The organism is Kineococcus rubinsiae (assembly GCF_011839805.1).
Taxonomy (GTDB): Bacteria; Actinomycetota; Actinomycetes; order Actinomycetales; family Kineococcaceae; genus Kineococcus; species Kineococcus rubinsiae.
The window spans coordinates 37691-64118 of the sequence record NZ_VWPY01000001.1 but is presented as its reverse complement, the minus strand read 5'-3'; the positions used below and the strand labels follow the sequence as shown (position 1 = coordinate 64118).

The following is a 26428-nucleotide window of genomic DNA, read 5'->3' as shown; positions in this document are numbered from 1 at the left end:
ATGGCCGGATCGACCACTGCGGAACGTCCCGTCAAGGCGGAGGGGCGGCGCCCCGGTCGCGCGAGTGGCGACCGCTCGGCGATCACCTCGTCGGGCAAGCGCAACTACCTCGGCGGCGCCTTCGGGTGGCTGTGGCTCGCCATCATCATCATCCCGATCTACTGGATCGTGATCACGAGCTTCAAGAGCGCGTCGGGGTACTTCTCCGGCAACGCCATGGCGCCGCCCACGGCACCGACGCTGGACAACTACCGGCTCGTCATCGAGTCGGGCTTCGTCCGGTACTTCGCGAACTCGGTGATCGTCACCCTGGGCGCGGTCGTCCCGGCCGTCCTGTTCTCCTTCATGGCGGCGTTCGCGATCATCCGCGGCGGGGGCCGGTTCCTCAAGGGCGTCAACGCGGTGTTCCTCATGGGGCTCGCGATCCCGCTCCAGGCGACGATCATCCCCGTCTTCCTGATCATCATCAAGCTGTCGCTGTACGACAGCCTCCTGGCGCTGATCCTCCCCTCGATCGCCTTCGCCCTGCCGCTGACGATCCTCATCCTCGGCAACTTCATCCGCGACGTCCCGAACGAGCTGTTCGAGTCGATGCGGCTGGACGGCAGCAGCGAGTGGGGCACCATGTGGCGCCTCGCCTTCCCGCTGACCAAGCCGGCGATCGTGACCGTCTCGATCTACCAGGCCCTGCAGGTGTGGAACTCGTTCCTCCTCCCGCTGGTCCTGACCCAGAGCCCCGACCTGCGCGTGCTGCCGCTGGCCCTGTTCAGCTTCCAGGGGCAGTACAGCGTCAACATCCCGGCCGTGCTGGCCTCGGTCCTGCTGACCACGGTGCCGATCCTGGTGCTCTACATCGCGGGCCGCCGTCAGCTCCTGTCCGGCCTCACGGCCGGCTTCTCCAAGTGATCTGCTCCACGACTCCTGCTCCAGCTGGAAGGTTCCACTCTTGACGCGCCAGGCTCTCGTCGTCCGCGGCGGCTGGGACGGGCACATGCCCGTCGAGGCCACCGACCTCTTCATCCCGCACCTGGAGGCGAACGGGTTCACCGTCCGCGTCGAGGACGTCGCCGCGACGGGCGGCACCCCGACGGTCTACACCGACGCCGCGTACATGGCGACGGTCGACCTGGTCGTGCAGTGCAACACGATGAACTCCATCGAGAAGGAGGAGTTCGAGGGCCTGCGCGCGGCCGTCGAGGCCGGGACCGGTCTGGCCGGCTGGCACGGCGGGATCGCGGACTCCTACCGCAACAACTCCGACTACCTGACCCTGGTCGGCGGGCAGTTCGGCTGCCACCCGGGCAAGGCCCCGGAGGAGCGCACCGGCGGGCAGCCCGACAACTACGTCCCCTACACGGTGAACATGCTCCCCGCCGCAGCCGAGCACCCCATCACCGCCGGCATCGGGGACTTCGACCTCGTGACCGAGCAGTACTGGGTCCTCTCCGACGACTACGTCGACGTCCTCGCGACGACGACGCAGGCCGTCCGGGCCTGGGACCCGTGGAACCGCCCGGTCACCTCCCCGGCGATCTGGACCCGGCAGTGGGGGAAGGGCAGGATCTTCGTCGCCACGCCGGGGCACAACGTCGAGGTCCTGCAGGACACCAACGTCAAGACGATCATCGAGAGGGGTCTGCTGTGGGCAGCCCGTTGAGGGTCGGCGTCGTCGGCGCCGGAGTCATCTCGGCGCAGTACTCGGCGTCGCTGAAGCGTCTGCCGCAGCTGCAGATCACCGCCGTGAGCGACTTCGTGCCCGAGCGGGCGCAGGCGCTGGCCGACGAGCACGGCGCGCGGGTGCTGTCCCTGGACGAGCTGCTGGCCGCCGACGACGTCGACGTGGTCCTCAACCTGACGCTGCCGCGCACGCACGCCGAGGTGGCGCTGAAGGCGCTGGCCGCGGGCAAGCACGTCTACGGCGAGAAGCCGCTGGCGATGACCGTCGCCGAGGGCCGCGAAGTGGTCGAAGCCGCCGCGGCGGCGGGCCTGCGGGTCGGCTGCGCCCCCGACACCGTGCTGGGCACCGGGATCCAGACGGCGCGAGCCCTCGTCGACGCCGGCGAGATCGGCACCCCGCACTCCGCGACGGCGTTCATGACCACCCCCGGTCACGAGCGCTGGCACCCCCAGCCGGACTTCTACTACCAGCCCGGCGGCGGCCCGCTGCTGGACATGGGCCCGTACTACCTCACCTCGCTGGTGCACCTGCTCGGCCCGGTCACCCGCGTCGTGGGTGCCTCGTCGCGGCCCTCGGAGACCAGGACCATCGGCTCCGGTCCGCGGGCGGGGGAGTCCTTCCCGGTCACCATCGACACCCACATCACCGGGATCCTCGAGCACGCCTCGGGCGCGCTGTCGACGCTGATCATGAGCTTCGACACCTGGGCCGCGCGGCTGCCCCGCATCGAGCTCCACGGCACGGGCGGGTCGCTCTCGATCCCCGACCCGAACATGTTCGAGGGTGCGGTGGAGCTGTTCTCCGCCGCGACCGCGCCGGCCCCGGGTCCGGATGCGGACCAGCAGTCGAACTGGAAGGACGTCGGCGTCACCGCCGGCTTCGTGGACTCCGGTCGCGGCTACGGCCTGGCCGACCTCGCGATGTCGGTGGCCGAGGGCCGTGGGCACCGCGCCAGTGACGAGGTCGCCCTGCACGTGCTCGACATCATGGAGTCGGTGCAGCGCGCGGCGGACGAGCACACGTCCGTCACGCTGACCACGACGTGCGAGCGCCCTGAGGCCATCACCACCCCGGTGGACCTCACCGCCTGAGCCCACTGCCACCTCCTCCGCCCCCCTGCCGGTCCGCCGGCCGGGGGGCGGAGTGCGTGGTGCGGGTGCCGCCGTACAGTGCCGTCTCCCCGGACTCCAGGAGCGGTTCATGGACGGCACGACGTTCACCTCCCACGCCGACGGCCTGGTGGTCCACGGCTACCACTGGGCGGCCGGGCGACCGCGGGCCACGGTGCAGCTCGTGCACGGGCTCAGCGAGCACGCCCCGCGCTACGACCGGCTGGCCCGGGCGCTCGTGTCGGCCGGGTTCGACGTGTGGGCCCACGACCACCGCGGCCACGGCGCCTCGGTGGACGGGCGCACGCCCCACGTCAGCTTCGGCGAGGGCGGCTGGGCGGGCCTGCTCTCCGACGTCACGCAGTTCTCCGACCTCGTCGAGGCGGCGAGCCCCGGCCTGCCGCGCTTCGTCGTCGCGCACTCGATGGGGTCGATCGCGCTGCAGGAGGTCCTGCTGGACCACTCCGCCCGCTACGACGGGGTGGTGCTCACGGGCTCGACGGCCGTGGACGTCTTCGCGGCGGGGCTGCCGGCGCCGGTGGAGGGCCAGGCCGGTGACCTGTCGGCGTTCAACGCCGGGTTCGAGCCCCGCACGGGCTACGAGTGGCTGAGCCGGGACGCGTCCGAGGTCGACGCCTACGTCGCCGACCCGCTGTGCGGGCAGGACAGCGCCCCCGAGGTCATGGCCGCCCTGTTCTCCTCGACGCGCGTGGCTGATCCGGCGCAGCTCGCCGCGATCGACCCGGACCTGGCGCTGCTGGTCGTCAGCGGTGCTGACGACCCCCTGGCCGGCGGGGGAGACCTTCCGCAGCTGCTGGGGCAGCGCTACCGCGACGCGGGCTTGCGCGACGTCGAGGTGGAGGTCTACCCGGGCGCCCGGCACGAGGTCTTCAACGAGACCAACCGCGACGAGGTCACGGCGCGGGTCGTCGACTGGCTGGGCGCGCGCGCGGACCGGGCGGTGGGGCGCTGACGGTCGCCGGGTGCTGACGGCCGGGTGAGGCCGGGCTCGACAGGCGCTGTCGGGGCCGGTCCGTAGCGTGGGCGCCGTGGAGACCCCGAGCACGCCGGCCGGCACGGACCGGGGCAGCGGCGCGCGCCGGCGCGAGCTGCTCGACGTGCGCACGATCTACGCCGAGGAGGCCGCGCTCGCGCTGCCGCGCGGGCAGCAGGTCCTCGCGCGCTGGCCCGGCGCGCAGGTCGTCGAGGTGCCGTCGGTGCAGCGCATCCCGGCCGTGCACGGCGACGAGGCCAACGTCGGCCGCTGGGTGCGCACCAAGACCGAGGTGCTCGCCCTCGGCGTCCGCAAGACCCTCACGGCCCGCCGCAACGAGCGCTCGGCGAACTGGATCGCCCCCTCGACGGCCAACGGCTGCGCCATGGCCTGCTCCTACTGCTACGTGCCGCGGCACAAGGGCTACGCGAACCCGATCACGGTCTACGCCAACATCGACGAGGTCGTCGGCTACCTCCAGCGCCACGTCACCCGGCAGGGCGTCAAACCCGCCCCCGACCAGTGCGACCCGAGCGCGTGGGTCTACGACATCGGCGAGAACTCCGACGCCTCGGTGGACGCCCGCGTCAGCGACAACGTGCGCGACCTGGTCACGGCGTTCGCGGCGATGCCCACGGCCAAGGCGAGCTTCGCGACCAAGCACGTCAACCGCGACCTGCTGGGCTACGACCCGCGGGGCCGGACCCGGGTGCGGTTCTCCGTGATGCCGGAAGCGGTGGCGCGCGTGGTGGACGTGCGCACCGACCCGGTGCGCGAGCGCATCGCGGCCGTGGACGACTTCGTCGCGGCCGGGTACGAGGTGCACCTGAACCTGTCCCCGGTCATCGTCGGCGAGGGGTGGCTGGACGGGTGGGCGGCGCTGCTGGCCGAGCTGGACGACGTCCTCTCGCCCGCGGCGAAGGCCCAGGCCGCCGCGGAGGTCATCTTCCTGACCCACAACGCGGGGCTGCACGAGGTGAACCTCGGCTGGCACCCCAAGGGCGAGGACCTGCTCTGGCGACCGGACGTGCAGGAGGCCAAGCGCTCCGGCAACGGGATGGAGAACGTGCGCTACCGCGCCCGCTGGAAGGCGGTGTGGGTGCAGCGCCTGCTGGACCTCGTGGCGGAGCGGACGCCCTGGCTGACCGTCCGCTACGCCTTCTGACCGGCCTCTCCCGGCGGCCTCGCCGCCGGGACCCCCGCCCGCAACCCCGACGGGAGCCCCGGACCGGGCGGCGGGTCAGCCGCCGGCCGTCCCGAGCTCCCGCTGCCGGGCGGTGATGTCGTCGCGCGCGAAGAACGCGGCCATCGCGCTGCGCGGCAGGGGGGCGAGCCCGCCCGCGGCGTAGGCGCCGGCCCGCACGCGCGCGCCCTTGACCGTCATCGCCGTGACGGCCTCGACCGCCGCGGGGGTGGCGCCGGCGACGACGATGCCGTGGTTGCCGAGCAGCACCAGGCGGGCGACCTCCCCGTGCTCGGCGCGCTGGGCGTCCGCGAGGGCGAGGTGCGCCCGGCCGAGGTCCAGGCCGGGCGAGGCGTAGGGCAGGAACGCCGAGCGGCTCACGACCACGGCCTCGTCGGAGTAGACGTGGTCCCGCCACGCCGTGGCCGCGTGCACGCTGGCGAGCAGCGCCACGACGTCGGTCGGGTGGGTGTGGCCCACGAACTCCGCCCGGGTCGCGGCGTGCACGACGCTCTCGATGGAGGCCCGGCGCGAGCGGCCGTCGTGGACCCCCGCGTCCAGCGCCGCGCTGAGGTCGGCCTGCGTGCTCGCCGGGTCGCGCACGAGGTCGAGCAGGGGTTCCACCTCGACCACGACGAAGTCCTCCGCGGTCGCCGCGGCCATCGCCGCCCCCGTCGCCTTCACGACGATGCGCCCGCCGGGCAGGCGCTGGGAGGTGTTGCCCTCCGCGAGGATCACGAGATCGCGGGCGGGGTCGCCCAGCGACCTCGTCAGCGCGAGGAGCTCCGCGCTGACGAGGTCGGGGTCGTAGCTCGTGAACGTCACTGCGTCCCGCCGTAGCGGCGCTGGGTCAGGGCGTTCAGCAGGGCCGCGACCACCAGGACGATCCCGAGCGCGAACAGCTGGTACTGGCTGCCGCTGTTGCCCGGGACCGCGAGCAGGATCCCGGCGTTGAGCCAGACGATGAGCAGCGTGGCGAGCACGACGCCCGCGACCCGGCCGACCCCGCCCGTGATGGCGACGCCGCCCAGGATGGCGATGGTGATGGCGGGCAGCGCCATCCCGTTCCCGGACGTCCCGGAGTCGGGGCGGGCGGAGGCGAACTGCGCCACCGTCACGACCGCGACGAGGCCGGAGATCGCGCCCGCCGCGACGTAGGCCGACCACCGGGTGCGGCGCACGTCGATGCCCGACCAGCGGGCCGCGACGTCGTTCGTGCCGATCGCGTAGAGCCGGCGCCCGGCCGTGGTGCGGGCCAGCACGAGCCACACCACGAGCGCCGTCGGCACGAGGAACGTGAAGATGCCGAGCGGGACGCGGGGGAACGACTCGCCCACCAGGGGCAGGGCCACGGCCGTGGCCGTGGAGTACAGGTCCTGCACCGGCTGGGAGTTGATCGGCTTCTGGTCGTTGACGACCAGGGCCAGGGAGCGGAACGCGTAGTACGTCGCCAGCGTCGCGATGAGCGCGGGGAACCCCAGGTGCGCGACGAGGAACCCGTTCAGGGCGCCGCACGCGGCCCCGAGGACGAGAGCCAGGAGGATCGCGGGGGCCAGCGGCCACCCCCACTGCCCGTAGGCGAAGCCGAACACCATGCCCGTGAGGGAGACGATCGCCCCCACCGACAGGTCGATGCCGCCGCGGCCCGAGGTGATGACCAGCAGCTCCGCCAGCGCCAGCATGGCCAGCGGCACGGCGTTGATGAGGGTCGAGGCCATGTACGACGCGCTGTACGGGGCGCTGAGGTAGTTGTTGCCCGACAGGGTCGTCATCGTCACCACGACGGCGACGAGCAGCACGACGAGCAGGGCGGTGCGCTGGGTCAGGACCAGGCGCAGGGCGCGGGCGGTCACGGCGTCCTCCTCATGTCGTCCTCTTCCCGGTGGGGCGGCGGCGCTGGCGCAGCAGGTCGGCGCCGACGGCCACGATGATGAACACGCCGACGAACAGGTCCGACAGCTGCGACGGCCAGCCGAGCTGCGTGACGCCCGTCCGCACGGTCTGCACGAGCAGCGCGCCGAGGAGGGTCCCGAGCACGGAACCCCGGCCCCCCGTGATGGACGTGCCGCCGATGACGACGGCTGCGATGACGGACAGCTCCAGCCCCGAGCCGACGGAGGCCGCGAGGCTCGAGGTGCCCTGGGCGATGACGAAGCAGGCGGCGACGCCGGCCAGCAGACCCGTCACGACGTAGCCGAGGACGATGCGCGCGCGCACCGAGATGCCCGCGAGCCGGGCCGCGTCCGCGTCGCCGCCGATGGCGAAGAAGTGCCGCCCGCCGGGGGTGTGGCGCAGGTAGTACCAGGCGATCGCCGCGACCACGAGGAGCACGACGAAGCTGTGCGGGACGCCGAGGGTGCGGCCCGCGTCGCCGCGGCCGAACGGGGCGAGCGTGCCGGGGATGCCCTCGACGGTCGCCGAGCCGAACACCTGCAGCCCCGCGAACCGGAACAGGTTCAGGGTGCCGAAGGTGATGATGATGGCCTGGACCCGCCCGTAGGCGATGAGCGCGCCGTTGACGAGGCCGAGCAGGGCGCCGACCGCCATGCCGAGCGCGACGGCGGCCGGCAGGGGGATCCCGCTGCCCACCATGGCCTTCGCGATGACGACCGCGCAGACCATGACGATGCTGCCGACCGAGACGTCGATGCCGCCCGTGACGATGACGACCGTCATCCCGATCCCGATGAGGGCGATCGGGGTCATCGCCACGAGCAGCGGGACGATCGAGCCCTCCGTCGCGAACGCGGGGGTCGTCACGGCCAGCGCCGCCCACAGCACGGCGATGACGACGAGGAGGACGACCTCCTGCCCCGTGACGGGGAACGGCAGGACGCGGCCGGGCTTCGCGGGCGCCGGGCGCGCCAGCGCGGGGGCGCTCACGTGGCGACCTCCACGGCACCGGCCGCGGCCGCGAGGACGTCCACCTGGCTGGCACCGGGGCCGAACTCCGCGGTCGTGGTGCCGTCGCGCACGACGTGCAGGCGGTCGGAGATGCGGATCGCCTCCGGCAGGTCGGAGGTGACGACGAGGACGGCCGTCCCCGCGTCGGCGAGCTCGGCGATGATGCGGTGGATCTCGTCCTTGGCGCCGACGTCGACGCCCTGGGTGGGTTCGGCGAGCACCAGGACGCCGGGGCGGTCGACGAGCTGGCGGGCCAGCACGACCTTCTGGGCGTTGCCGCCGGACATCGCGGACACGGGCTGCCTCTCGCTGGGGGTCTTCACCGACAGCCGCTCGATCATGCGGCGGGCCACCTCCCGCTCGCGGCGGCGGTCCACGAACACCCGCGCCTTGGACAGCAGGCGCAGGTTCCCCGCGGAGATGTTGAAGGAGATGGGCTGGAAGGAGAACATCCCCTGCTGCTTGCGGTCGCTCGGCAGCAGGCCGATGCCGAGCGCCTTCGCGTGGCGGGGGGAGCGCGGGCGCACCTCGGCGCCGTCGACGTGCAGCGTGCCCGACGTCGCGGGCGTGATGCCGTAGACGCTGGCCGCGATCTCCGCGACCCCGGAGCCGACGAGGCCGTACAGGCCGACGACCTCGCCGCCGCGCACGGCCACGTCCACGTCGTGGAACCGGCCTTCCAGGCCGAGTCCGCGCAGCTCCAGCCGCGCCGGCCCGTCGGGGACGCGGTGCTCGCGCGGCCCGTCGTCGAGCACCCCGCCGACCATGAGCTCGGCGATGCGGCGCACCGACAGCTCCGCGATCGGCCAGGTGCCGATGGTCTCCCCGTCGCGCATGACGGTGACCACGTCGGCGATGGTGAACAGCTCGTCGAGGCGGTGGGAGATGTAGACGATCGCCACGCCGGAGGCGGCGAGGCGGCGCACGACGCCGAACAGCACCTCGATCTCGGTGTCGGTGAGGATCGCCGAGGGCTCGTCGAGGATGAGCAGCCGGGCGTCGCCCGCGAGCGCCTTCGCGATCGAGACCTGCTGCTGCTCGGCGATCGACAGGGTCCCGACCGCCACGGTGGCGTAGCGCGCGGGCAGGCCGATGAGGTCGAGCAGCTCAGTGACCCGGGCGTTCTGCGCGGGCCAGTCGACCCGGCCCGCGCGGGTGATCTCCCGTCCCGTGAAGACGTTCTCCGCCACCGTGAGGTCGGCGAACAGCTGCGGCTCCTGGTAGACGGTCGCGACGCCGAGCGCCATCGCGGCCGTCGTGGAGCCGATGGTGACCTCCTGGCCGTCGAACGCCGTGGTGCCGGCGTCCGCGGTCTCGGCGCCGGAGAGGATCTTGATGAGCGTCGACTTGCCGGCACCGTTCTCGCCGACCAGGGCGTGGACGCTGCCGGCGTCCACGACGAGGTCGGCGTTGCGCAGCGCGCGCACGGCGCCGAACCGCTTGGCGATGCCGCTGACCGCCAGCCGCGGGGCACCCGCCATCAGTAGTCGAAGTCCGCGACGTTGTCCTTGGTGATGATCAGGGGCGGCCCGAGCAGCAGCATCTTGGCGCCCGAGTCGTAGGCGACGTCGGAGAGGTCGGCGGAGACCTCGTTCGTGGCGGCGAAGTCCTCGCCGCCGGCGAGCTTCGTCCCGGCCCACGCGGTCAGGTAGCCGAGGTTCGCGACGTTCCAGAGGATGCTCGCGCTGGAGGACCCGGCCGTCAGGTAGGGCGCCATCGACTTCGGCGTGCCGAGGCCCACGGTGAACACGGTGCCCGTCTTGCCGGCGTCCTGGACGGCCTGCGCCACCCCGGGGGCCGACGACGTGCACTCCCCGACGAGACCCGTCAGGGTCGGGTCGGCGTTCATGAGGTCGGTGGCCATCTGCGTGGCTCTGGCCTGGTCCTCACCGGCGTAGACGATGTCGGTGATCTGCACGTCGGGGTACTTCGAGGCCGTGTACTCCTTCTGCACCGCGATCCAGGAGTTCAGGTTCTCGGCCGTCTCCCCGCAGCTGACGATCGCGTACTTCCCCTTGCCGCCCATGGCCTCGACCATCGAGTCGGTGAGCTGCTGGCCGAGGCCCTGCGCCGTGGCCTGGTTCACGAACACCTCGCGCACCGAGCTGGGCGCGTCGGTGTCCGTGGTGCCCACCTCGATGCCCGCGTCCGCGGCCTCCTTCAGCAGCGGCGCCATCGAGTCCGGGTCGTTCGGCGCCACGAACAGCACGTCGACCTTCTGCTGGATGAACGAGCGGACGATGTCGGCCTGCGCGGCGGCGTCGGCCTCGACGGGGCCCTGGTACTTCCAGGTGCAGCCCAGCTCCTCGCACGCGGCCTTCCCGCCGCTGTTCATGGCCTCGAAGTAGGGCACGCCCTGCAGCTTGGGGACGAACGCGACGACGGGGGAGCTGCTGCCGCCCGAGGACTCGTCGCTCGTCGCGGAACCGCCGCTGCCCTGGCCGCACGAGGACAGCGCCAGGGTCAGGACGGCGGCCAGCGCCGCGGCGGTCGTGAGGGTGCGGGGAGTTCTCCTGCGGGTCATGTCGTCACTCCGTCGTGAGTAGGGGTCGTGCGCGGGCCGGAGGCGGAACGCCTCCGGGACAGCCGGTCCGCGGCGTCGTCCCACGCGGGGGACGGCCGGGGTTCGAGGGTGCGCACGGCGGCGGTCGCGGCCACCGCGCGCCGGACGTCGTCGGCGCCGGCGAGCTCGCCGAGGGCCACGAGCTGCGCGCCCGCGTTGCCGAGGGCCGTGGCCTCGACGGGCCCGCAGCGCACGGGCAGCCCCGTGGCGTCGGCCGTGGCCTGCGCGAGGACGGCGTGCTGCGCGCCCCCGCCCGTCACGGTGATCGAGGGCGCCGCCCGGCCCGTGACGGCGGCGAGGTCCTCGACCGTGCGGCGGTAGCCGAGCGCCAGGGAGTCCACGACGCAGCGGGCGAGGGCCCCGACGGTCTCCGGGACGGGTTCGCCGTGGCGGGCGCAGTGCTCGCGCAGGCGGCGCGGCATGTCCCCGGGGGCGCGGAACTCCTCCTCGCCCGTGTCGACGACGCTGCGCAGCGGAGGTTCGGCCGCCGCCAGCGCGGCGAGGTCGCCGTAGCCGAGGTCGAGGCCCTCGCGGGCCCACTGGCGCCGGCACTCCTGGAGGATCCACAGCCCGTCGCCCGTGCGCAGCAGCTGCGTCGTGGCGCCGAACCCCGTCTCGTTGGTGAGGCCCGCGGTGAACGCGGCGGGGGTGACGAGCGGCGCCGCGCGCTCCACGCCGAGCAGCGACCACGTCCCCGACGACAGGAACAACCCGTCGGGGTCGTCGAACGGCGTCGCGAGCACGGCGCTCGCGGTGTCGTGCCCCGCGGGGGCGACGACGCGCACGCCCGGCAGGACGGCCGCGACGTCGCCCGTCACGGGCCCGAGGTCCGTCCCGGCGTCGACGAGGTCGCCGAACAGCCCGCGGGGCAGGCCGAGGCGGGCGACGAGGGCGTCCGCCCACGCGCGCGTGCGGGTGTCGAACAGGCCTGTCGTCGAGGCGGCCGTGCGCTCGGTGGCGGCGACGCCGGAGAGCCGGTCGTGGAACAGGTCCGGCAGCATCAGCAGCCGGTGCCCGGCCGCGGGGCGCCCGGCGGCGCCGTCGGCCAGCAGGGCGAACACGGAGTTGATGGCCATGACCGACGTTCCCGTGGCCGCGAACAGGTCCGCCGCGTCGACGGTGCGCAGCAGCTCCTCCATCGCCGCGGCCTGGCGGGGGTCGCGGTAGCACGAGGGGTCGGCGGTGAGAGTCCCTGCGGCGTCGAGGATCCCGTGGTCCACGCCCCAGGTGTCCACGCCCACCGACCGCACGCCCGCGCGGCCCGCCGGCCCGGGGAGCTGCGCGAGTGCGCCGAGGCCCGCGACGACCTCGCGCCACAGGGCCTCCACGTCCCAGCGCAGGACGCCGCCGACGGCGCGCGAGGTGGTGGGGAAGCGGGCCGCGACCTCGGTGGAGAACCGCCGCCCGTCGAAGGAGACGGCGACGACCCGGCCGCTCTCGGCGCCCAGGTCGACGGCCGCGACGCTCGTGCGCGCGCTCACGCCGGCACCGGCCCGGTGGCCAGGGTGTGGACGGGGACCCCGGCGGCCTCGATCTCGGCGACGGCGTCGGCGTCGGCCGCGTCGTCGGTCCAGACCGCGGTCAGGTCGGCCAGCGGGACCGAGGCGTGCAGCGAGAACGCGCCGAACTTCGAGGAGTCCAGCAGGGCGTGCACCTGCCGGCACGGCCCGGCGAGGTAGCGCTTGGCCTCGGCCTCCTCCAGGGCGAGGTCCATGACGCCGTGAGCCGCGGAGATGCCGTTGCCGGAGATGAACCCGTGGTCGATGCGGCCGCGGCCGGCGAGGACGTCGCCGACGAGCCCGACGACGGAACGCGCCGCGCGCCGCACGACGCCCCCGGGCAGCAGGACGCGGGCGTCGCTGCGCTCGGAGAACAGCGAGGCGAGGGCGAGGCTGTTCGTCACGACGACGAGGCCGCGGCGCTGCAGGAGGCGGCGGGCGAGGTGGTGGCACGTCGTGGAGGAGTCGAGGGCGACGACGTCGCCGTCGTGCACCAGGGGCGCGACGGCGCGGGCGATCGCGTCCTTCTCGCTGCGGTGCTGGCGCATCCGCACCTCGAACGAGCCCTCGTCGCCACCCGGGGCGGCGACCGCGCCGCCGCGCACGCGCCGCAGGACCGAGCGCTCCTCGAGGGCCTGCAGGTCCTTGCGGACCGTGACGGGGGAGACGCCGAGCTTCGCCGCGAGGTCGGTGACCACGACCCGGCCGTGGTGGTCGAGCTCGCCGAGGATCGCCTGCGAGCGGGAGAACTCGTCCCCGGCCACCGCGACCACCGTCCTCCCGAGGCAGCGGACCGGCACTGGCCCGCTGAGGGAACGTAAGAGGAACGAACCGCTGCGTCAACCATCGCAACCGCAGCGCAACCGCCGCCCTTTCGAAGCGACGGTGCGGGAGTTTCGCTGCGGGGGTGCACGATGGGAGGCATGAGCACCCCGCGTCCTCTCGAACCCACGACCGCGCAGGCCGACGGTCCCCACGGCCCCGTTCCGCTGCGCGTGTACGCGGGCGGTTCCGCCACGGCGCTGCTGTGGTGCCACGGCGGGGGTTTCACGGGCGGGGACCTCGACATGCCCGAGGCCGACGGCGTCGCCACCGTGCTGGCCCGCGACGCCGGCGTCACCGTCGTCTCGGTCGACTACCGCCTGGCCCGCGCCGGGCGCCGCGGTTCCGGTGCCGTGCGCTGGCCCGTCCCCTCCGACGACGTGCTGGCCGCGTGGCGCTGGCTGCAGGCCGAGGCCCCCGCCCTCGGGGTGTCCCGGCTGCACCTGGGCGGGGCGAGCGCGGGCGCGAACCTCGCCACCGGCGCGGCCCTGCGCCTGGCTGGAGGAGGGGCCGGTGCCGCGGACGAGGGGGGCGGGGTGCCGCTGTCGCTGCTGCTGGCCTACCCGACGCTGCACGTCGTCCAGTCGCCGCCCGACGCCGCCCTCGCCGCGGCGGTCGCGGCCCTGCCGCCGGGCGGGCGCTTCGACCCGCCGCAGGTGCGCGGCATGTACGCGGAACTGCTCGGGACCGACGACCTCGACGGCGCGCCCGTCGAGGCCGTGCCGGGCACGGCCCCGCGCGAGCGGCTCGCCGCGCTGCCCCCGACCTTCGTCCTGCTCAGCGAGGTCGACGGGCTGCGGCCCTCGGGCGAGGCCTTCGTGACCTCCCTGCAGGAGGCCGGGGTGCCGGTGCGCCAGGAGCTCGAGCCGCGCACGCTGCACGGGCACCTGAACACCCCCGAGCTGCCCGGGGCGGCCGCGAGCCTGGGCCGGATGGCGGGCTGGCTGTCGGGCGGCTGGTCCAGCGTGCGGTGAGACCTCACGGACCGGCGCTCCCGGACGTCTATCAGGTGTGGACGTGATGACGGAGGTGCCGGTGGGCGGCGGCGTGGTGGCCGGTGTCGCGGTGAGCGGTGCGCCGGTCGCGGTGCGCGCGGTGGCCGCGGGGCACGAGCCCTTCGAGGCCGTCGTCGCGGCGCACGGGGCGACGGTGCTGCGGGTCTGCCGCGCCGTCGTGGGCCCCGACGCGGCCGACGACGCGTGGTCGGAGACGTTCCTCGCGGCGCTGCGGGCCTACCCCGCCCTGCCCGCGGGCAGCGACGTCCGGGCCTGGCTCGTGACGATCGCGCACCGCAAGGCGGTCGACCAGCACCGGGCCGCGGCCCGGCGCCCGGCGCCGACGGCGGAGCTGCCGGAGCGCGCGGGCGGTGAGCTGCTGGGGGACTGGCGCGCCGACCTGTGGGAGGCCGTGGGCGAGCTGCCCGCCAAGCAGCGCCGCTGCGTGGCCTACCACCACCTCGGCGGCCTGCCCTACGCCGAGGTGGCCGCCCTCGTCGGCGGCAGCGAGGCCGCGGCCCGGCGCGCGGCCGCGGACGGGGTGCGGGCGCTGCGCCGGGCGTGGGGCGACGGCGGCGACAGCGGCGACAGGAACGACAGGGTTCACGGGGATCAGCGGAGCGAGCGGGAGGAGCAGCGGTGAGCGCGACGGGTGTCCCCGAGGGCGTGGCGGCGGAGCGGGAGACGCTCGGGCGCCTCGCGCAGGAGCTGGCGCGGCGGGCGGCGCAGGAGGACCTGCTCGACGTCGCGTACCGGACGCTGGACACGCCCGTGGGGGTGCTGCTGCTGGCGGCGACGCCCCGCGGGCTCGTCCGGGTCGCCTACGACCGGGAGGACCACGACGCCGTCCTGCGCTCGCTCGCGGACCGGCTGAGCCCCCGCGTCCTGCGCGCCCCGGCCCGGCTGGACCGGGTGGCGGCCGAGCTGGACGAGTACTTCGCGGGCGTGCGGACCCGCTTCGACGTCCCCCTCGACCTCAGCCTCGCGAGCGGCTTCCGCCGCGCCGTCGTGGAGGTGCTGCCGCGCATCGGGTTCGGGACGACCGCCTCGTACACGCAGGTGGCCGCCCTGACCGGGCGCCCGGGCGCGGTCCGGGCGGTCGGGACGGCGTGCGCGCGCAACCCGCTGCCCGTCGTGGTGCCCTGCCACCGCGTCGTGCGCAGCGACGGCACCCCCGGCGAGTACGTGGGGGGCGCCGCCGCGAAGGTCGGCCTGCTGGCTCTGGAAGCGCGGTAGGACCGGTTCGTGCGAGGCTGCCGGGCGTGAGAGCGGTGGTCCTGCTGCGCGGGGTGAACGTCAACGGGGTCACCGTGCGCAGCGCCGACCTGGCCCGCGTCCTGGGCGCCGCCGGGTTCTCGGACGTGCGCACGGTCCTCGCCAGCGGCAACGTCGTCCTGGACCCGGCGACGGACGACGCCGCGCAGCTCGCCCGCGACGTCGAGCAGGCCCTGCGCGACGGGTTCGGCTACCAGGCCTGGGTCGTCGTGGTGCGCCCGCAGCGGCTCGCGGAGATCGCGGCCGCCTACCCGTTCCCCCGCGATGACGAGCGGTTCCACCCGTACTGCGTCTTCGCCTCCGACGCGGGCCAGCTCGCGGAGCTGGCAGCGCTCGCGGACCCCGCCGGCGGCGAGGACCTGCTGCAGCTCGCGGGCGACGTCCTGTACTGGCGGGTCGCGAAGGGCTCGAGCACCGACACCCCGTTCGCGAAGCTCGCGGCCGCGGCCCGGTGGAAGCCCGTCATCACGACGCGGAACCTGCGCACGGTCGAGAAGGTGCTGGCGGTGGCGTCCCGGTGAGCGACGACGCCGCCCCGGACTCCGTCGACGACCCCTACGCGGGGCTGCGCCGGGAGACGCCGACCGAGCGCAGCGACCGGAACTGGGTCGAGCTGCTGCAGGAGTTCCGCGTCGTGCAGACCGGCGTGCAGCTGCTCACCGGGTTCCTGCTGACCCTGCCGTTCCAGACCCGGTTCGACACGCTGGACACGTTCCAGCGGGCGGTCTACCTGACGACCCTGCTGCTGGCCGTCGTGGCGCTGACCTTCTTCGTCGCCCCCGTCGGCTACCACCGCGCCCTGTTCCAGCGGCGCTCGAAGGCGACCCTCGTGGCCGCCGCCAGCCGGTTCGCTCGGGCCGGGCTGGCGACGGTCGCCCTCGTCTTCACGGGCGGCGTCCTGCTCGTGGTGGACGTGGTCTCGGGCCGCGTCGCCGGGATCGCCACCGCGAGCGCGGTGCTGCTGCTCATCGTCGTGTGCTGGTACCTCATGCCGCAGCGGGCCGTGCGTGCCGTCGACCGCGGACGCCGCCCGCCGGCGGGCTGAGCGCCGGGGCGCTCAGCCGTGCAGACCCGGCTCGCGGGCCGGCTGCTGCTCACCCGCTCGCGGTCCGCGCACGAACAGCGCCAGGACCACGATGACGACGCCGACGCCCGCGGCCGTGAGGAAGGCCGCGTGCAGGCCCCGCGCGTCCGGGCCGGCGGTCGCGTCGAGGCTCGCGCGGGTCGCGATCGTCACGAACACCGCCGTGCCCAGCGCCCCCGCGACCTGCTGCAGCGTCGTGAGGATGGCGCTGCCGTGGGAGTACAGGTGCTCGGTCAGCTGGCTCAGCGAGCTCGTCATCAGCGGCGTCATCATCAGGCCGAAGCCGGACATGAAGACGACGTGCACGGCGATCACCTCGCCCAGCGTCGACCCCGAGCGCAGCGTCGCGAAGAACCCCAGCGCCAGCGCCATGGCGACCGCCCCGGGAATCACCAGGCGGCGCGCGCCGATCCGGTCGTAGAGCGCGCCGACCGGGCGGCCGAGCAGGCCGAGGGCGAGACCGCCGGGCAGCACGGCCAGGCCGCTGACGAAGGTGCTGCGGCCCTGCACGCCCTGCAGGTACAGGGGCAGCAGGATCGCCCCGGCGCCCAGCAGGCACAGGAAGATCATCGAGGTGACGAGGACGGCCACGGTGAACTGCCGGTGCGCGAAGGGACGCAGGTCCAGCAGGGCCGCGCCCCGGTGCTGCAGGCGGCGCTGCCGCGTGACGAACACCGCGAGCGCGACGAGACCCACGACGAGCGCGGCCCACGACGCGCCGATCCCGCCCGCCGGGTCGGACTCCCCGACGGTGGACAGGCCGTAGAGCAGGCCCCCGAAGCCGATCGCGGACAGCAGCACCGACGGCACGTCGACGGGGACCTTGCGGGTCTCGGTCGGCAGGCGCAGCAGCGCGCTGCCGACCACCAGGGCCGTGACCGACAGCGGCAGGACGAGCCAGAACATCCAGCGCCAGTCGAGGGAGGAGAGGATCGCCCCGCCCGCCGTGGGCCCGATGGCCGGGGCGACGGCGATGACGATCGTGATGGTGCCCATCGTGGCGCCGCGGCGCTCGACCGGGACCAGGCGCATCACCGTCGTCATGAGCAGCGGGATCATCACGGCCGTGCCGCCGGCCTGCAGCACGCGGCCGGTGAGCAGCACGCCGAACCCGGGGGCCAGGGCGGCGACCAGGGTCCCGGCGGAGAACAGGCTCATGGCGGCCGCGAACACCTGGCGGGGGGTGAACCGCTCCAGCAGGAAGCCCGTCAGCGGGATCACGACGGCCATGGTCAGCAGGAACCCGCTCGTCAGCCACTGCACGGTGGTGGTGGCGATGCCGAGGTCCTCACCCAGCACGCGCAGGGCGACGCTGAGGATCGTCTCGTTGAGGATCATCACGAACGCCGAGAGCACGAGGACGGTCAGCGCCAGGGTGGTCGCGCGCGACGACGTCGCCGGCGGCGTCGCGGCGGGCGCGGACACGGGTTCCGCCGGGGAGGTCAGGGGGGAGGGGGTGGTCGGCTGGGCCGGGACGCTGGCGTCCTGGCCGGCGCGCGCGGACGTGCTCATCGAGGTCGACTCCGGGAGTTGGGGTGAGCACGGGCCGGCAACGCTGACGACGCGACTGCTTCTCTTTGAGACGACAATAAGGACGCGGAGCGCCGGACCGCAACGCGGTTCGTGGCGCGCGGGCCTCAGTCGCCCTTGACGTGGCGCACCACGGCGCGCGCCGCCGCGCCGATCGTCTCGCGCGCCCCCTCCACGACGATGTCCTTCGCGGCGGGGTCGCCGCGCAGCTGGGACTTCGCGGTGCCCAGCACCTGCTGCAGCGAGACGTGGGGCGGGATCATCGGCACGTTCGGGTCGACGACGGCGTCCAGGACGGTGGGCCGGCGCGCCGCGAAGGCCTCGTCCAGCGCCTCGGCGACCTCGCCGGGACCTTCCAGCCGCCGCCCGCCGAGACCGAGCAGCTGCGCGTAGCTGCCGTAGGGCAGGTCGGGCACGTCCATCGCCGCGTCGAACGGGACCTCGCCCTGCATGGCCCGGGCCTCCCACGCGACGAAGGACAGGTCGCGGTTGTTCAGCACGACCACGACGAAGCGCGGGTCGCTCCACGTGCGCCAGCGCTGGGCCACCGTGATGAGCTCGTTGATGCCGTTCATCTGCATGGCCCCGTCGCCGACGATCGCCAGCACGGGCCGGTCGGGGTGGGCCTGCTTGGCGGCCAGGGCGTACGGCATCCCGCCACCCATCGACAGCAGCGTCCCCGACAGCGACGCGAGCATCCCCGGGCGCAGGTCCAGGTCGCGGGCGTACCAGCTGGTCGCGGTCCCGCAGTCGACGGCGATCATCGCGTCGTCGGTCAGCCGCTCCGAGAGCCCGCGCACCACGAGCTCGGGGTTCAGGGGCATGGCGGCGGCGTTCGTCCGCTCCTCGCCCCACGCGCGCCACGCGGTGTTCCAGCGGGCGATCCGCTCGCGCCAGGACGGGTCCGGGTCGGCGTGCAGCAGGGGCAGCAGCGCCTCCAGCGTCAGGCGGGCGTCCCCGACGAGGTTCACCTCGGTGGCGTAGCGCAGCCCGCACCGGGTGCCGTCGACGTCGACCTGCACGGCGCGCGCCTGGCCGGGGGCGGGGTAGTACTCGGTGTACGGCATGGTCGTGCCGATCATGAGGAGCGTGTCGCACTCGCGCATGAGGTCGTAGCTCGGCCGGGTGCCGAGCAGGCCGATGGACCCGGTCACCCAGTCCAGCCGGTCGTCCAGCACGGCCTTGCCGAGCAGCGCCTTCGCGACGCCGGCGCCGAGCGCGTCCGCGACGGCGGTGAGCTCCGCGGTGGCCCCCAGCGCGCCCGCCCCGGCGAGGATCGCCACCTTCCTCCCCGAGTTCAGCAGGTCCGCGGCCTGCTGCAGCGCCTCGGGCCGCGGGATGCCCGGCAGCGACCCGGGGACGGCGCTCGTGTGCGTGTAGCCGTGGGCGTCGGGGACCTCGAGCACCGCGTCGAGGTCCTGCACGTCGCTCGGCAGGACGAGCGCCGTGACGGTCCGGCGCTCCAGCGCGATCCGGGCCGCCCGGTCGACGGCGTGCTGGACCTGCGAGGGGTCGGTCACCTGCAGCACGTACTCCCCGGCGACGTCGCCGAACAGCCGCACGAGGTCCAGCTCCTGGTAGTAGGAGGTGCCGAGGGCGCTGGTCGCGCTCTGCCCCAGCAGGGCGACGACGGGGATGTGGTCGAGCTTGGCGTCGTAGAGCCCGTTCAGGACGTGCACGGCGCCCGGGCCGGACGTCACGGCGCAGACGCCGAGCGGGCTCCCGCCGTACTTGACGTCCGCGGTGGCCGCGAAGCCCGCGGCCTCCTCGTGGCGGACCTGCACGAACTCCGCGTCACCGGCCTGGACGGCGCGGCCCACGGCCGAGATGACACCGCCGATGCCGTCGCCCGGGTAGCCGTAGAAGCGCCGTGCGCCCCACAGCCCCAGACGTGCGACGAGGTGGTCACCGACGGTGGGAGAGCTCATGCCCCCACTGTCGGCGCCACCTCGTCGGTGCGCACCCGGAACCCCTGGTGCGCGCGGGATCCCGGCCGGGACCCGCGCCGTGCTCAGTCCGTCGGGAGCCGGGTCGTGTGCTGGTCGCCCAGGGGCTCGGAGACGCCGGAGGACGAGGTCGACGAGCTCGACGACGAGGGCGAGTCGGAGGACGAGGAGACCTTGGCCTTCACGCCGCCCACCACGGAGCTGGCGGTCGAGCTGACCTGCTCCTGCAGCTTGCTGCCGGCCTGCTTCGCGGCGCCGGTCGCCTTGTCCTCGAGGTCCACGACGCGCGTCTGGACGGCGGGGGAGCCCCAGAGCCGTCCCGCGGCGCGGCTGATCTGCTCGTAGCGCTCGCGACCGGCGCGGGCGCCGAGGACGTAGCCGGTCGCCCCGGCCACGAGGAAGAGGGCCTTGCCCTTCATGGCGTACCTCCGTTGATGATCGGTGGCTCCCCACTGTGGCAGCGGGGGGCGCCGGGCGCGCGTCAGCCCCCTTCTCGGGCCCCTTCTCGGCCCCCGCCTCAACCCTGTCGGGCCAGCGCCGCGGCGAGCCGGTCCACGTCGGCGTCGGTGGCGTCGAGGTGGGGGCTGACCCGCAGCACGGGGCCCGTCATCTCACCCGGCGCGCGCTCGACGCCCGCGGCCGTGGTGACGATCCCGTCCTCGGCGATGAGCCGGGCCCGCACGCCGGCCGGGTCGACGCCCGCGGGCGGGCGCAGCGTCACGGTGGCGCTCGCCTCGTCCAGGGCCTCGACGACCTCCCAGCCGGGCAGCTCCGCGAGCTGCTCGCGGGTGCGCCGGCCGCGGGCGGCGAGCCCGGCGCGCACCGCGGCGGGCCCGAGGTCGACGTGCTGGGCCAGGGCCGCCGCGAACCCGACGCGGGCCGCGATCGAGGCCTCCTGCGGTTCCCGCGGCTCGGGGTCGCGGGACAGGCCGAGCCGTTGCGCGACACCGGTGCGCACGGCGACGAAGCCCGCGCCCCGGGGCCCCGCGAGCCACTTGCGCGAGGTCCCGTAGACGACGTCGGCGGAGGTCGTGGCGTCGACGTGGCCGAAGGACTGCGCCGCGTCGACGACCACCGGGACCCCCGCCGCGTGGCACACGGCCACGACCTCCTCGACGGGCTGCACCGTCCCGACGTGGCTGCCGAGCGCGGTCAGGTGGACCAGGTCGGGGCGCTGGCGGGCGATGGCGCTCGCGAACGCCGCGGGGTCCGGGGTGTGGCGGCCGCCGGCGTGCCGGTCCTCGACCGAGGCCGACCCGACGCCCAGCTCCTGCAGCACCGCGAGGTTCGGGCCGTACTCGCCGGCGGCGTGCAGCACCGTGACCGGCAGGTCCGCGCCCCAGCCGAGCAGCAGCCGGTGCAGGGCGTCGTGCGCGCTGTGGACGAGGGCGACCGTCCCGGTCTCCCAGCCGAGCAGCTCCAGCACGTGCGCGCGGGCGGTGTCGAGGGTGCCGGCCGCCGCGGCCGCGGCGACGTACCCGCCGTCGCTCGCCTCGGCCCGCAGGTGGGTGGTGACCGCGTCGAGCACGGCCCAGCTGCTGCGGCCCGCGGCGGCGGAGTCCAGGTGCAGCAGGCGGGGTTCCGGCCGCATCCGCCGCCACGTCCGGGTCAGGTCGCTGTCCACGCGGCGATCCTCGCAGGCGCGGCGGTCCTCGCCCCGGACGGTTCCGTCGCCCGGTGGGTCCCGGGCCTGACGCACGACGAGCACCCCGGCGGGGGCCGGGGTGCTCGAGGTGGGGTGGGGCGGGGTCAGCGCGGCGTGAGGTCCGCCGCGTCCAGGGGGGCGTCGCTGGCCCGGAGCTCGGTGGAGCGTCCCGTGGCCTTGAACACCGCGATGATCACCAGCCCGATGACGATCCAGGTGAGGCCGCCGACCTTGGCGTTGACGTCGGCGTTCACGAGGACGTAGCCGATGATGAGGAAGCCGATCACCGGGACCACCAGGTGGACGCCGAAGCGGCGCGAGCGCTGCCGCACGACGTGGTGCACGACGACCGAGACGTGCAGCAGCAGGAACGCCGTGAGGGCCCCGAAGTTGCACAGCGACGCGAGCAGGTTGATCTGCCCGACGAAGAACAGGCCCAGCACCAGGCTCAGGCCCGCGACGAGCAGGATCGCGCGCTGGGGGATGCGGGTCTCGGGGTGGATCACCTTGAGGAACGCGGGCAGCTTGCCGTCGCGGGCCATCGAGAACAGCAGGCGCGAGGTCGCGGACTGCGCGACGAGGGAGTTCGCGACGGCGGAACCGATCGCGACGGCGAGGGCGATGACGACCTGCAGCCACGGCCCGGCGATCATCCGACCGATGTCGTAGAAGGCGTTGTTGGACGCCTCGGTCGTCGGGTAGGCCGTGATGCCCGGCTCCAGCAGGGCCGCCAGGTAGGTCTGCAGGACGAAGAGGGCCGCCACGATGCAGAGCGCGATGACCGTGGCGCGGCCGACGACGCGGTTGCCGCCGACGGTCTCCTCCGACAGCGTGGAGATGGCGTCGAACCCGAGGAACGACAGCACGGCGACCGACAGGGCCGTGAACACCAGCGGGGCCGAGAACTCCGCCGGGTTGTAGAACGGCAGCGTCGTCCAGCTCGCGCCGTTGATCCCGCCGCTGATGGCCCACGCGGCGAACCCGACGAAGATGCCCAGGACGATGAGCTGCCCGACGAGGAACACGTTGTTCGCCTTGGCGGTCGCCTCGATGCCGCGCAGGTTCACGACGGTGTTCACCAGGACGAAGGCCACGATCCACACCGGCTGCGGGACGGACGGGAAGACGTTCGCCATGGCGTTGGCGCCGATGACGTACAGCAGCGTCGGGATGAGCAGGTAGTCGAGCAGGATCGACCAGCCGGCGAGGAACCCGACGGAGGGGGAGATCCCGCGGCCCGCGTAGGAGTAGACCGACCCCGCGATCGGGAAGGCCCGCGACATCTGCTGGTAGCTGACGGCCGTGAAGATCATCGCCACGAAGCCGATGAGGTAGGTGAGCGGCACCATGCCGTGGGAGGCGTCGAACACGCCGCCGAAGATGGAGAACGGTGCGATGGGCACCATGAAGACGAGGCCGTAGACGAGCAGGTGCTTGAGGCTGAGGCCCCGCTTGAGCTCCTGCCGGTACCCGAAGCGCTCGAGGTCGGCGTTCTCGGTGGGGGCGCTGCCGGCGTCGGGCATCAGTGCTCCGGGTTCTCGGGGAGGGGGGTGGTGGGGGCGTTCGAGGGTTCCGCGAGGAACCGGGCGACGACGTCGAGGTAGTGCTCGCGCTCCTCGACGTGGGGCATGTGGCTGGACTCCTCGAAGCGGACCCAGCGGGCGCCGGGGATCCGCTCGACGAAGGGCGCGACGCACGCGTCGGTGGCCTCGTCGAAGCGGCCGTTGAGGACCAGGGTGGGGACCTGGACGGCGGGCAGCCGGTCGACGACCGACCAGTCCTTCATGGTCCCGATGACGTGGAACTCGGTCGGCCCGTTCATGGCGTGGTAGACGGTCGGGTCGGTGTCGATCCAGGCGAACGTCGTGGCCACCTCCTCCGGCATCGGCTGGATCCGGCAGACGTGGCGGGCGTAGAACTCCTGCGTCGCGGCCAGGTACTCGGGGGAGTCGATGGTCCCCGCGGCCTCGTGGGTGTCCAGCGCCTCGCGCACGTCGGCCGGCAGCTGCGCCCGCAGCCCCGCGGCGGCCTCGAGCCACAGCGGCATGGAGGCGGGGGAGTTCGCGATGACCAGGTGGCGCAGGCCCGCGGGGCGGCGCACGGCGTGCTCGGCGGCGAGCATCCCGCCCCAGGACTGCCCCAGCAGGTCGTAGTCGCCGTCGATGCCGAGGTGGCGCAGCACGGTGTCGAGCTCGTCGAGGAACAGGTCCACGGTCCACGAGGCCGGGTCCGCGTCGGGCAGGTGCGTGGAGCGCCCGTTGCCGAGCTGGTCGTAGTGCACGACGGGGATCCCGCGGTCGGCGAGGTCGGCGATCGCGAGGACGTAGTCCATGGTGCAGCCCGGGCCGCCGTGGGCGACGACGAGCGGGCGGGCGGAGGTCAGGTCGCCCGTGGTGCGCACCGCGGTGCGGTGGCCCCGGAAGGGGACGTCGAGGGTGTGCACGGGGGCGCCCGTGCGCGAGGGGGTGGCGGTCACGGGGAGGAGCGTCGCGGCGGAATGGGCAAAGGACAAGACCTTTTACCAAGACGTAACACGCCGTCCGGCCGCCCTGGGATGATCGGGGGGTGCCGCACCCGGACGGGCAGGACCCGCTCACCCCGGTCCACCGCCTGACGTCGGTCGCGGCCGTGGTCGACCGCATCATCACCGCGATCGCCGTGCGCGACTTCAACCCCGGCCAGCGCCTGCCCGCGCAGCGCGAGCTCGCCGTGCTGCTGGGCGTCAGCCGCCCCACGCTGCGCGCGGCCCTCGTGGAGCTCGCCGACGCGGGCTACGTCGAGACGCGGCGGGGCCGCACGGGCGGGACGTGGGTGCGGGCCGGGGACGGGGAGCGCACGAGCGCGGCCGTCGCCCGCACGCTGCTGCCGGCGTGGGGCGAGCTCGAGGAGTCCTTCGACCTGCGCCGCCTGGTCGAGGCGACGATCGCGCGCACGGCGGCCGAGCGCCACGACGCCGACGACGACGAGCAGCTGCGCCGCTGCCTCGCGGCCTACGAGCGCGCGGGCGGCGAGGACGAGGCCTCCCGCACCACCGACGCCGACCTGCACCGGGCCGTCTGCGCGGCGGCGCACAACTCCCAGCTGCAGGAGCTCAGCCGGCAGCTGCTGGCCCGCGTGAACCTCGGGATGCCCCGCGAGCCGTTCGCCCGCGCCGACTACGACCGGGCGCTGCCGCAGCACCGCGAGCTGGTGGCCGCGATCCTCGCCTCCGACGCCGAGCGCGCGGCGGCCGTGGCGCGCGAGCACTTCGCCATCACCGAGGACCGCGTGCGGGCGGCGCTGGACGTCTGAGCGCCCGCCCGGGGGTGGCAAGCTGGGCCCGCCGCTCCGGGCGGCGCGACGGCCCGCGACCCGCGGCCGGCGCAGGGCAGCGGGGAGGGCGGGGCAGTGCCGACGTCCAGCCGCCGCAGCACCTCGGCCCGCCCCCAGCCGGCCGGCGCCGGGGCGACCCCGGCCGCGGAGGACTGCCTCAAGACGGTCTACGCCGAGGGCGAGTGGTCCGACGCCAAGGTGACGCTCTCGGTGCTCGCGGCCCGCATGGGCGTCTCGGCCTCCACGGCGTCGGAGGCCGTGCGCAAGCTCACCGACGCCGGGCTGCTGCGCCACGAGCGCTACGGCGGCGTCGAGCTCACCGAGCAGGGCCGGCTGCGCGCGCTGGCCGTCGTGCGCCGCCACCGGCTGCTGGAGACGTGGCTCGTCGCGGAGCTCGGCTACTCCTGGGACGAGGTGCACGAGGAGGCCGAGGTCCTGGAGCACGTCGTCTCCGAGCGGCTGCTCGACCGCATGGACGCGAGCCTCGGCCGCCCCGAGCGCGACCCGCACGGCGACCCCATCCCGCGCCCCGACGGCAGCGTCCCCCAGCCGGGCGCCCACGCCCTCGCCGACGTGCCCGAGGGCGGGGCCGGCGTCGTGGCCCGCATCTCCGACGCCGACCCGGACGTCCTGCGCTACTTCGCCGACCTCGGCCTGGGCCTCGACGTGCGGGTGGACGTGCTGCAGCGCCGCGAGTTCGCCGGGACGACCGTCGTGCGCATCGCCGGCGCCGAGGTCGACCTGGGCGATCCCGCGGTCGCCGCGGTCTGGGTGCTGCCCGCGCGCTGAGGCCGTGTGGGACGCTCGCCCGCGGGGGTCCCGCCGCGGGCGGGGCACGGCGGCACGGCTCGAGCGAGCAGGTGGGGGAGACATGACGGTGGGCTGGGGCTTCGTCGGCACCGGGGGGATCGCGCGCACCGTCGCGACGGCCCTCGAGCTCGTCCCGGGAGGCCGCCTCGTCGCGGTCGCCTCGCGCACCGCCGAGCGCGCCGCGGCCTTCGGCGCGGAGTTCGGCGACGCCACCGGCTACGACGACGTCAGCGCGATGCTGGCGCACCCGGGCCTGGACGCCGTCTACATCGCGACCCCGCACCCGCAGCACCACGCCGCCGCGCGCGCCGCGCTGCTGGCCGGCGTCCCCGTCCTCGTGGAGAAGCCGCTCACTGCGACGCTCGCGGCCGCGGAGGACCTCGTCGCGCTGGCCCGGGAGCGGGGCGTGTTCTGCATGGAGGCCTGGTGGACCCGCTTCCTGCCGGGGACGCAGGCGCTGCTGGACGTCCTGGCCTCCGGCGCCGTCGGCGACGTGCGGTCCGTGCACGCCGACCTCGGCTTCGTGCCCGAGGAGTCGGCGACCCGGTTCTGGGACCCGGCGATCGGCGGCGGCTCGCTGCTGGACCTCGGCCCCTACCCCGTCGGCCTCGCCCACCTCCTGCTCGGCGCCCCGGACCGCGTCCAGGCCGTCGGGACGCTCACCGAGCGGGGCGTGGACCGCCAGGTCGCGATGGCGCTCGGCTGGGCCTCCGGCGCCGTCGCCGCGCTGTCGACGACGATCGCCGCGCAGGCGTCGGGGCGGGCGTGGATCGAGGCCACCGGCGGCTGGATCGAGGTGGACGCGCCCCTGCCGGCGCTGCCGCGCTTCACCGTCCACACCTCCGCGGGCGAGCAGGTCCACGAGCACGCCGTGGCGCACGGGCACCGCTTCATGCTCGAGCACGTGCACACCTGCCTCGAGCAGGGCCTGACCGAGAGCCCGCTCGTGCTGCTCGAGCGGAGCCTGGAGGTCGCGCGCACCTTCGAGGCCGTGCTCGACCAGGTCGGCGCGGTGCGCCACCACGAGCTCGGCGACGCCTGACGGGGCTCACGGCCGCGTGACCGGCGGCGGCCGGGAA

The 26428-nt window shown here is 74.6% G+C and carries 26 protein-coding genes; 13 read left to right on the top strand and 13 right to left on the bottom strand.

From position 1 onward, the window contains the following. The 5 genes from F1544_RS00265 (at position 1) to F1544_RS00245 (ending at position 4946) form a co-directional block, all read left to right on the top strand. On the top strand, positions 1 to 906 hold the full coding sequence (locus F1544_RS00265; protein WP_167580809.1) for a carbohydrate ABC transporter permease: 906 nt from the start codon (positions 1 to 3) through the stop codon (positions 904 to 906). Positions 907 to 991: 85 nt separating this feature from the next. Then, positions 992 to 1657 (top strand): ThuA domain-containing protein, encoded by a 666-nt coding sequence (locus F1544_RS00260; protein WP_373368043.1) that lies wholly within the window; start codon positions 992 to 994, stop codon positions 1655 to 1657. Further along, entirely contained in the window at positions 1642 to 2769 is a 1128-nt protein-coding gene (locus F1544_RS00255; RefSeq protein WP_167580807.1) for a Gfo/Idh/MocA family protein, read from the top strand. The genes F1544_RS00260 and F1544_RS00255 overlap by 16 nt, the downstream gene beginning before the upstream one ends. Before the next feature lie 109 nt (positions 2770 to 2878). Beyond that, positions 2879 to 3760 (top strand): alpha/beta fold hydrolase, encoded by an 882-nt coding sequence (locus F1544_RS00250; RefSeq protein WP_167580806.1) that lies wholly within the window; start codon positions 2879 to 2881, stop codon positions 3758 to 3760. Positions 3761 to 3836: 76 nt separating this feature from the next. After that, complete coding sequence (locus F1544_RS00245; protein WP_308469789.1) at positions 3837 to 4946, top strand: spore photoproduct lyase family protein; 1110 nt, start codon at positions 3837 to 3839, stop codon at positions 4944 to 4946. Positions 4947 to 5021: 75 nt separating this feature from the next. Here F1544_RS00245 and F1544_RS00240 read toward each other — a convergent pair whose 3' ends face one another. The 7 genes from F1544_RS00240 to F1544_RS00210 are packed head-to-tail and all read right to left on the bottom strand — an operon-like array spanning position 5022 to position 12694. Continuing rightward, complete coding sequence (locus tag F1544_RS00240; protein ID WP_167580805.1) at positions 5022 to 5789, bottom strand: class II aldolase/adducin family protein; 768 nt, start codon at positions 5787 to 5789, stop codon at positions 5022 to 5024. After that, a complete protein-coding gene (locus tag F1544_RS00235) occupies positions 5786 to 6817 on the bottom strand; it encodes an ABC transporter permease (RefSeq protein WP_208971028.1) in 1032 nt (343 codons plus the stop codon). Before F1544_RS00235 ends, F1544_RS00240 begins: the two co-directional genes overlap by 4 nt. 10 nt (positions 6818 to 6827) lie before the next feature. Next, complete coding sequence (locus F1544_RS00230) at positions 6828 to 7847, bottom strand: ABC transporter permease (protein WP_208971027.1); 1020 nt, start codon at positions 7845 to 7847, stop codon at positions 6828 to 6830. Beyond that, positions 7844 to 9349, bottom strand: coding sequence for a sugar ABC transporter ATP-binding protein (locus F1544_RS00225; RefSeq protein ID WP_167580804.1), 1506 nt, complete (start codon positions 9347 to 9349; stop codon positions 7844 to 7846). The genes F1544_RS00230 and F1544_RS00225 overlap by 4 nt, the downstream gene beginning before the upstream one ends. Beyond that, the gene (locus F1544_RS00220) at positions 9349 to 10392 is read right to left on the bottom strand and encodes an autoinducer 2 ABC transporter substrate-binding protein (RefSeq protein ID WP_167580803.1); all 1044 of its coding nucleotides are present in this window, start codon (positions 10390 to 10392) and stop codon (positions 9349 to 9351) included. Before F1544_RS00220 ends, F1544_RS00225 begins: the two co-directional genes overlap by 1 nt. Then, positions 10389 to 11912 (bottom strand): rhamnulokinase, encoded by a 1524-nt coding sequence (locus F1544_RS00215; RefSeq protein WP_167580802.1) that lies wholly within the window; start codon positions 11910 to 11912, stop codon positions 10389 to 10391. Before F1544_RS00215 ends, F1544_RS00220 begins: the two co-directional genes overlap by 4 nt. Then, positions 11909 to 12694, bottom strand: coding sequence for a DeoR/GlpR family DNA-binding transcription regulator (locus F1544_RS00210; protein ID WP_167580801.1), 786 nt, complete (start codon positions 12692 to 12694; stop codon positions 11909 to 11911). Before F1544_RS00210 ends, F1544_RS00215 begins: the two co-directional genes overlap by 4 nt. A 159-nt stretch (positions 12695 to 12853) precedes the next feature. On the opposite strand from F1544_RS00210, the gene F1544_RS00205 reads away from it, so the two are divergent. From F1544_RS00205 to F1544_RS00185, 5 genes are read left to right on the top strand one after another with little or no spacing between them, the layout of a single operon-like run. Beyond that, the gene (locus F1544_RS00205) at positions 12854 to 13726 is read left to right on the top strand and encodes an alpha/beta hydrolase (RefSeq protein ID WP_167580800.1); all 873 of its coding nucleotides are present in this window, start codon (positions 12854 to 12856) and stop codon (positions 13724 to 13726) included. A 46-nt stretch (positions 13727 to 13772) separates the two neighbouring features. Next, on the top strand, positions 13773 to 14390 hold the full coding sequence (locus F1544_RS00200) for an RNA polymerase sigma factor (RefSeq protein ID WP_167580799.1): 618 nt from the start codon (positions 13773 to 13775) through the stop codon (positions 14388 to 14390). Beyond that, positions 14387 to 14983, top strand: a complete 597-nt coding sequence (locus tag F1544_RS00195; protein ID WP_167580798.1) for a methylated-DNA--[protein]-cysteine S-methyltransferase — start codon at positions 14387 to 14389, stop codon at positions 14981 to 14983. The genes F1544_RS00200 and F1544_RS00195 overlap by 4 nt, the downstream gene beginning before the upstream one ends. Before the next feature lie 26 nt (positions 14984 to 15009). Next, positions 15010 to 15543 carry a DUF1697 domain-containing protein gene (locus F1544_RS00190; protein WP_167580797.1) on the top strand — a complete coding sequence of 178 codons (534 nt, stop codon included), beginning with the start codon at positions 15010 to 15012 and terminating at the stop codon, positions 15541 to 15543. Continuing rightward, positions 15540 to 16067: a DUF6328 family protein gene (locus F1544_RS00185; protein WP_167580796.1), complete on the top strand. Its 528-nt coding sequence runs from the start codon at positions 15540 to 15542 to the stop codon at positions 16065 to 16067. The genes F1544_RS00190 and F1544_RS00185 overlap by 4 nt, the downstream gene beginning before the upstream one ends. 12 nt (positions 16068 to 16079) lie before the next feature. Here the strand turns inward: F1544_RS00185 and F1544_RS00180 are convergent, their stop codons facing one another. From F1544_RS00180 to F1544_RS00155, 6 genes are all read right to left on the bottom strand, one after another. Beyond that, positions 16080 to 17531: a DHA2 family efflux MFS transporter permease subunit gene (locus F1544_RS00180; RefSeq protein ID WP_444546806.1), complete on the bottom strand. Its 1452-nt coding sequence runs from the start codon at positions 17529 to 17531 to the stop codon at positions 16080 to 16082. A 212-nt stretch (positions 17532 to 17743) separates the two neighbouring features. After that, positions 17744 to 19564: a thiamine pyrophosphate-requiring protein gene (locus tag F1544_RS00175; protein WP_167580794.1), complete on the bottom strand. Its 1821-nt coding sequence runs from the start codon at positions 19562 to 19564 to the stop codon at positions 17744 to 17746. 83 nt (positions 19565 to 19647) lie between these two features. Continuing rightward, on the bottom strand, positions 19648 to 20001 hold the full coding sequence (locus F1544_RS00170) for a YtxH domain-containing protein (protein WP_167580793.1): 354 nt from the start codon (positions 19999 to 20001) through the stop codon (positions 19648 to 19650). A 98-nt stretch (positions 20002 to 20099) separates the two neighbouring features. Beyond that, the gene (locus tag F1544_RS00165; protein ID WP_308469788.1) at positions 20100 to 21206 is read right to left on the bottom strand and encodes an aminotransferase class V-fold PLP-dependent enzyme; all 1107 of its coding nucleotides are present in this window, start codon (positions 21204 to 21206) and stop codon (positions 20100 to 20102) included. A 125-nt stretch (positions 21207 to 21331) separates the two neighbouring features. After that, the gene (locus F1544_RS00160; protein WP_167580792.1) at positions 21332 to 22750 is read right to left on the bottom strand and encodes an APC family permease; all 1419 of its coding nucleotides are present in this window, start codon (positions 22748 to 22750) and stop codon (positions 21332 to 21334) included. Then, complete coding sequence (locus F1544_RS00155) at positions 22750 to 23670, bottom strand: proline iminopeptidase-family hydrolase (protein ID WP_167581300.1); 921 nt, start codon at positions 23668 to 23670, stop codon at positions 22750 to 22752. The genes F1544_RS00160 and F1544_RS00155 overlap by 1 nt, the downstream gene beginning before the upstream one ends. A 122-nt stretch (positions 23671 to 23792) precedes the next feature. On the opposite strand from F1544_RS00155, the gene F1544_RS00150 reads away from it, so the two are divergent. The 3 genes from F1544_RS00150 to F1544_RS00140 all read left to right on the top strand — a co-directional run bounded on the left by F1544_RS00150 (position 23793) and on the right by F1544_RS00140 (position 26391). Continuing rightward, positions 23793 to 24518: a FadR/GntR family transcriptional regulator gene (locus F1544_RS00150; RefSeq protein WP_167580791.1), complete on the top strand. Its 726-nt coding sequence runs from the start codon at positions 23793 to 23795 to the stop codon at positions 24516 to 24518. A gap of 96 nt (positions 24519 to 24614) precedes the next feature. Then, positions 24615 to 25328, top strand: coding sequence for a metal-dependent transcriptional regulator (locus F1544_RS00145; RefSeq protein WP_167580790.1), 714 nt, complete (start codon positions 24615 to 24617; stop codon positions 25326 to 25328). 82 nt (positions 25329 to 25410) lie between these two features. Further along, positions 25411 to 26391: a Gfo/Idh/MocA family protein gene (locus F1544_RS00140; protein WP_167580789.1), complete on the top strand. Its 981-nt coding sequence runs from the start codon at positions 25411 to 25413 to the stop codon at positions 26389 to 26391. Positions 26392 to 26428: the final 37 nt, after the last annotated feature.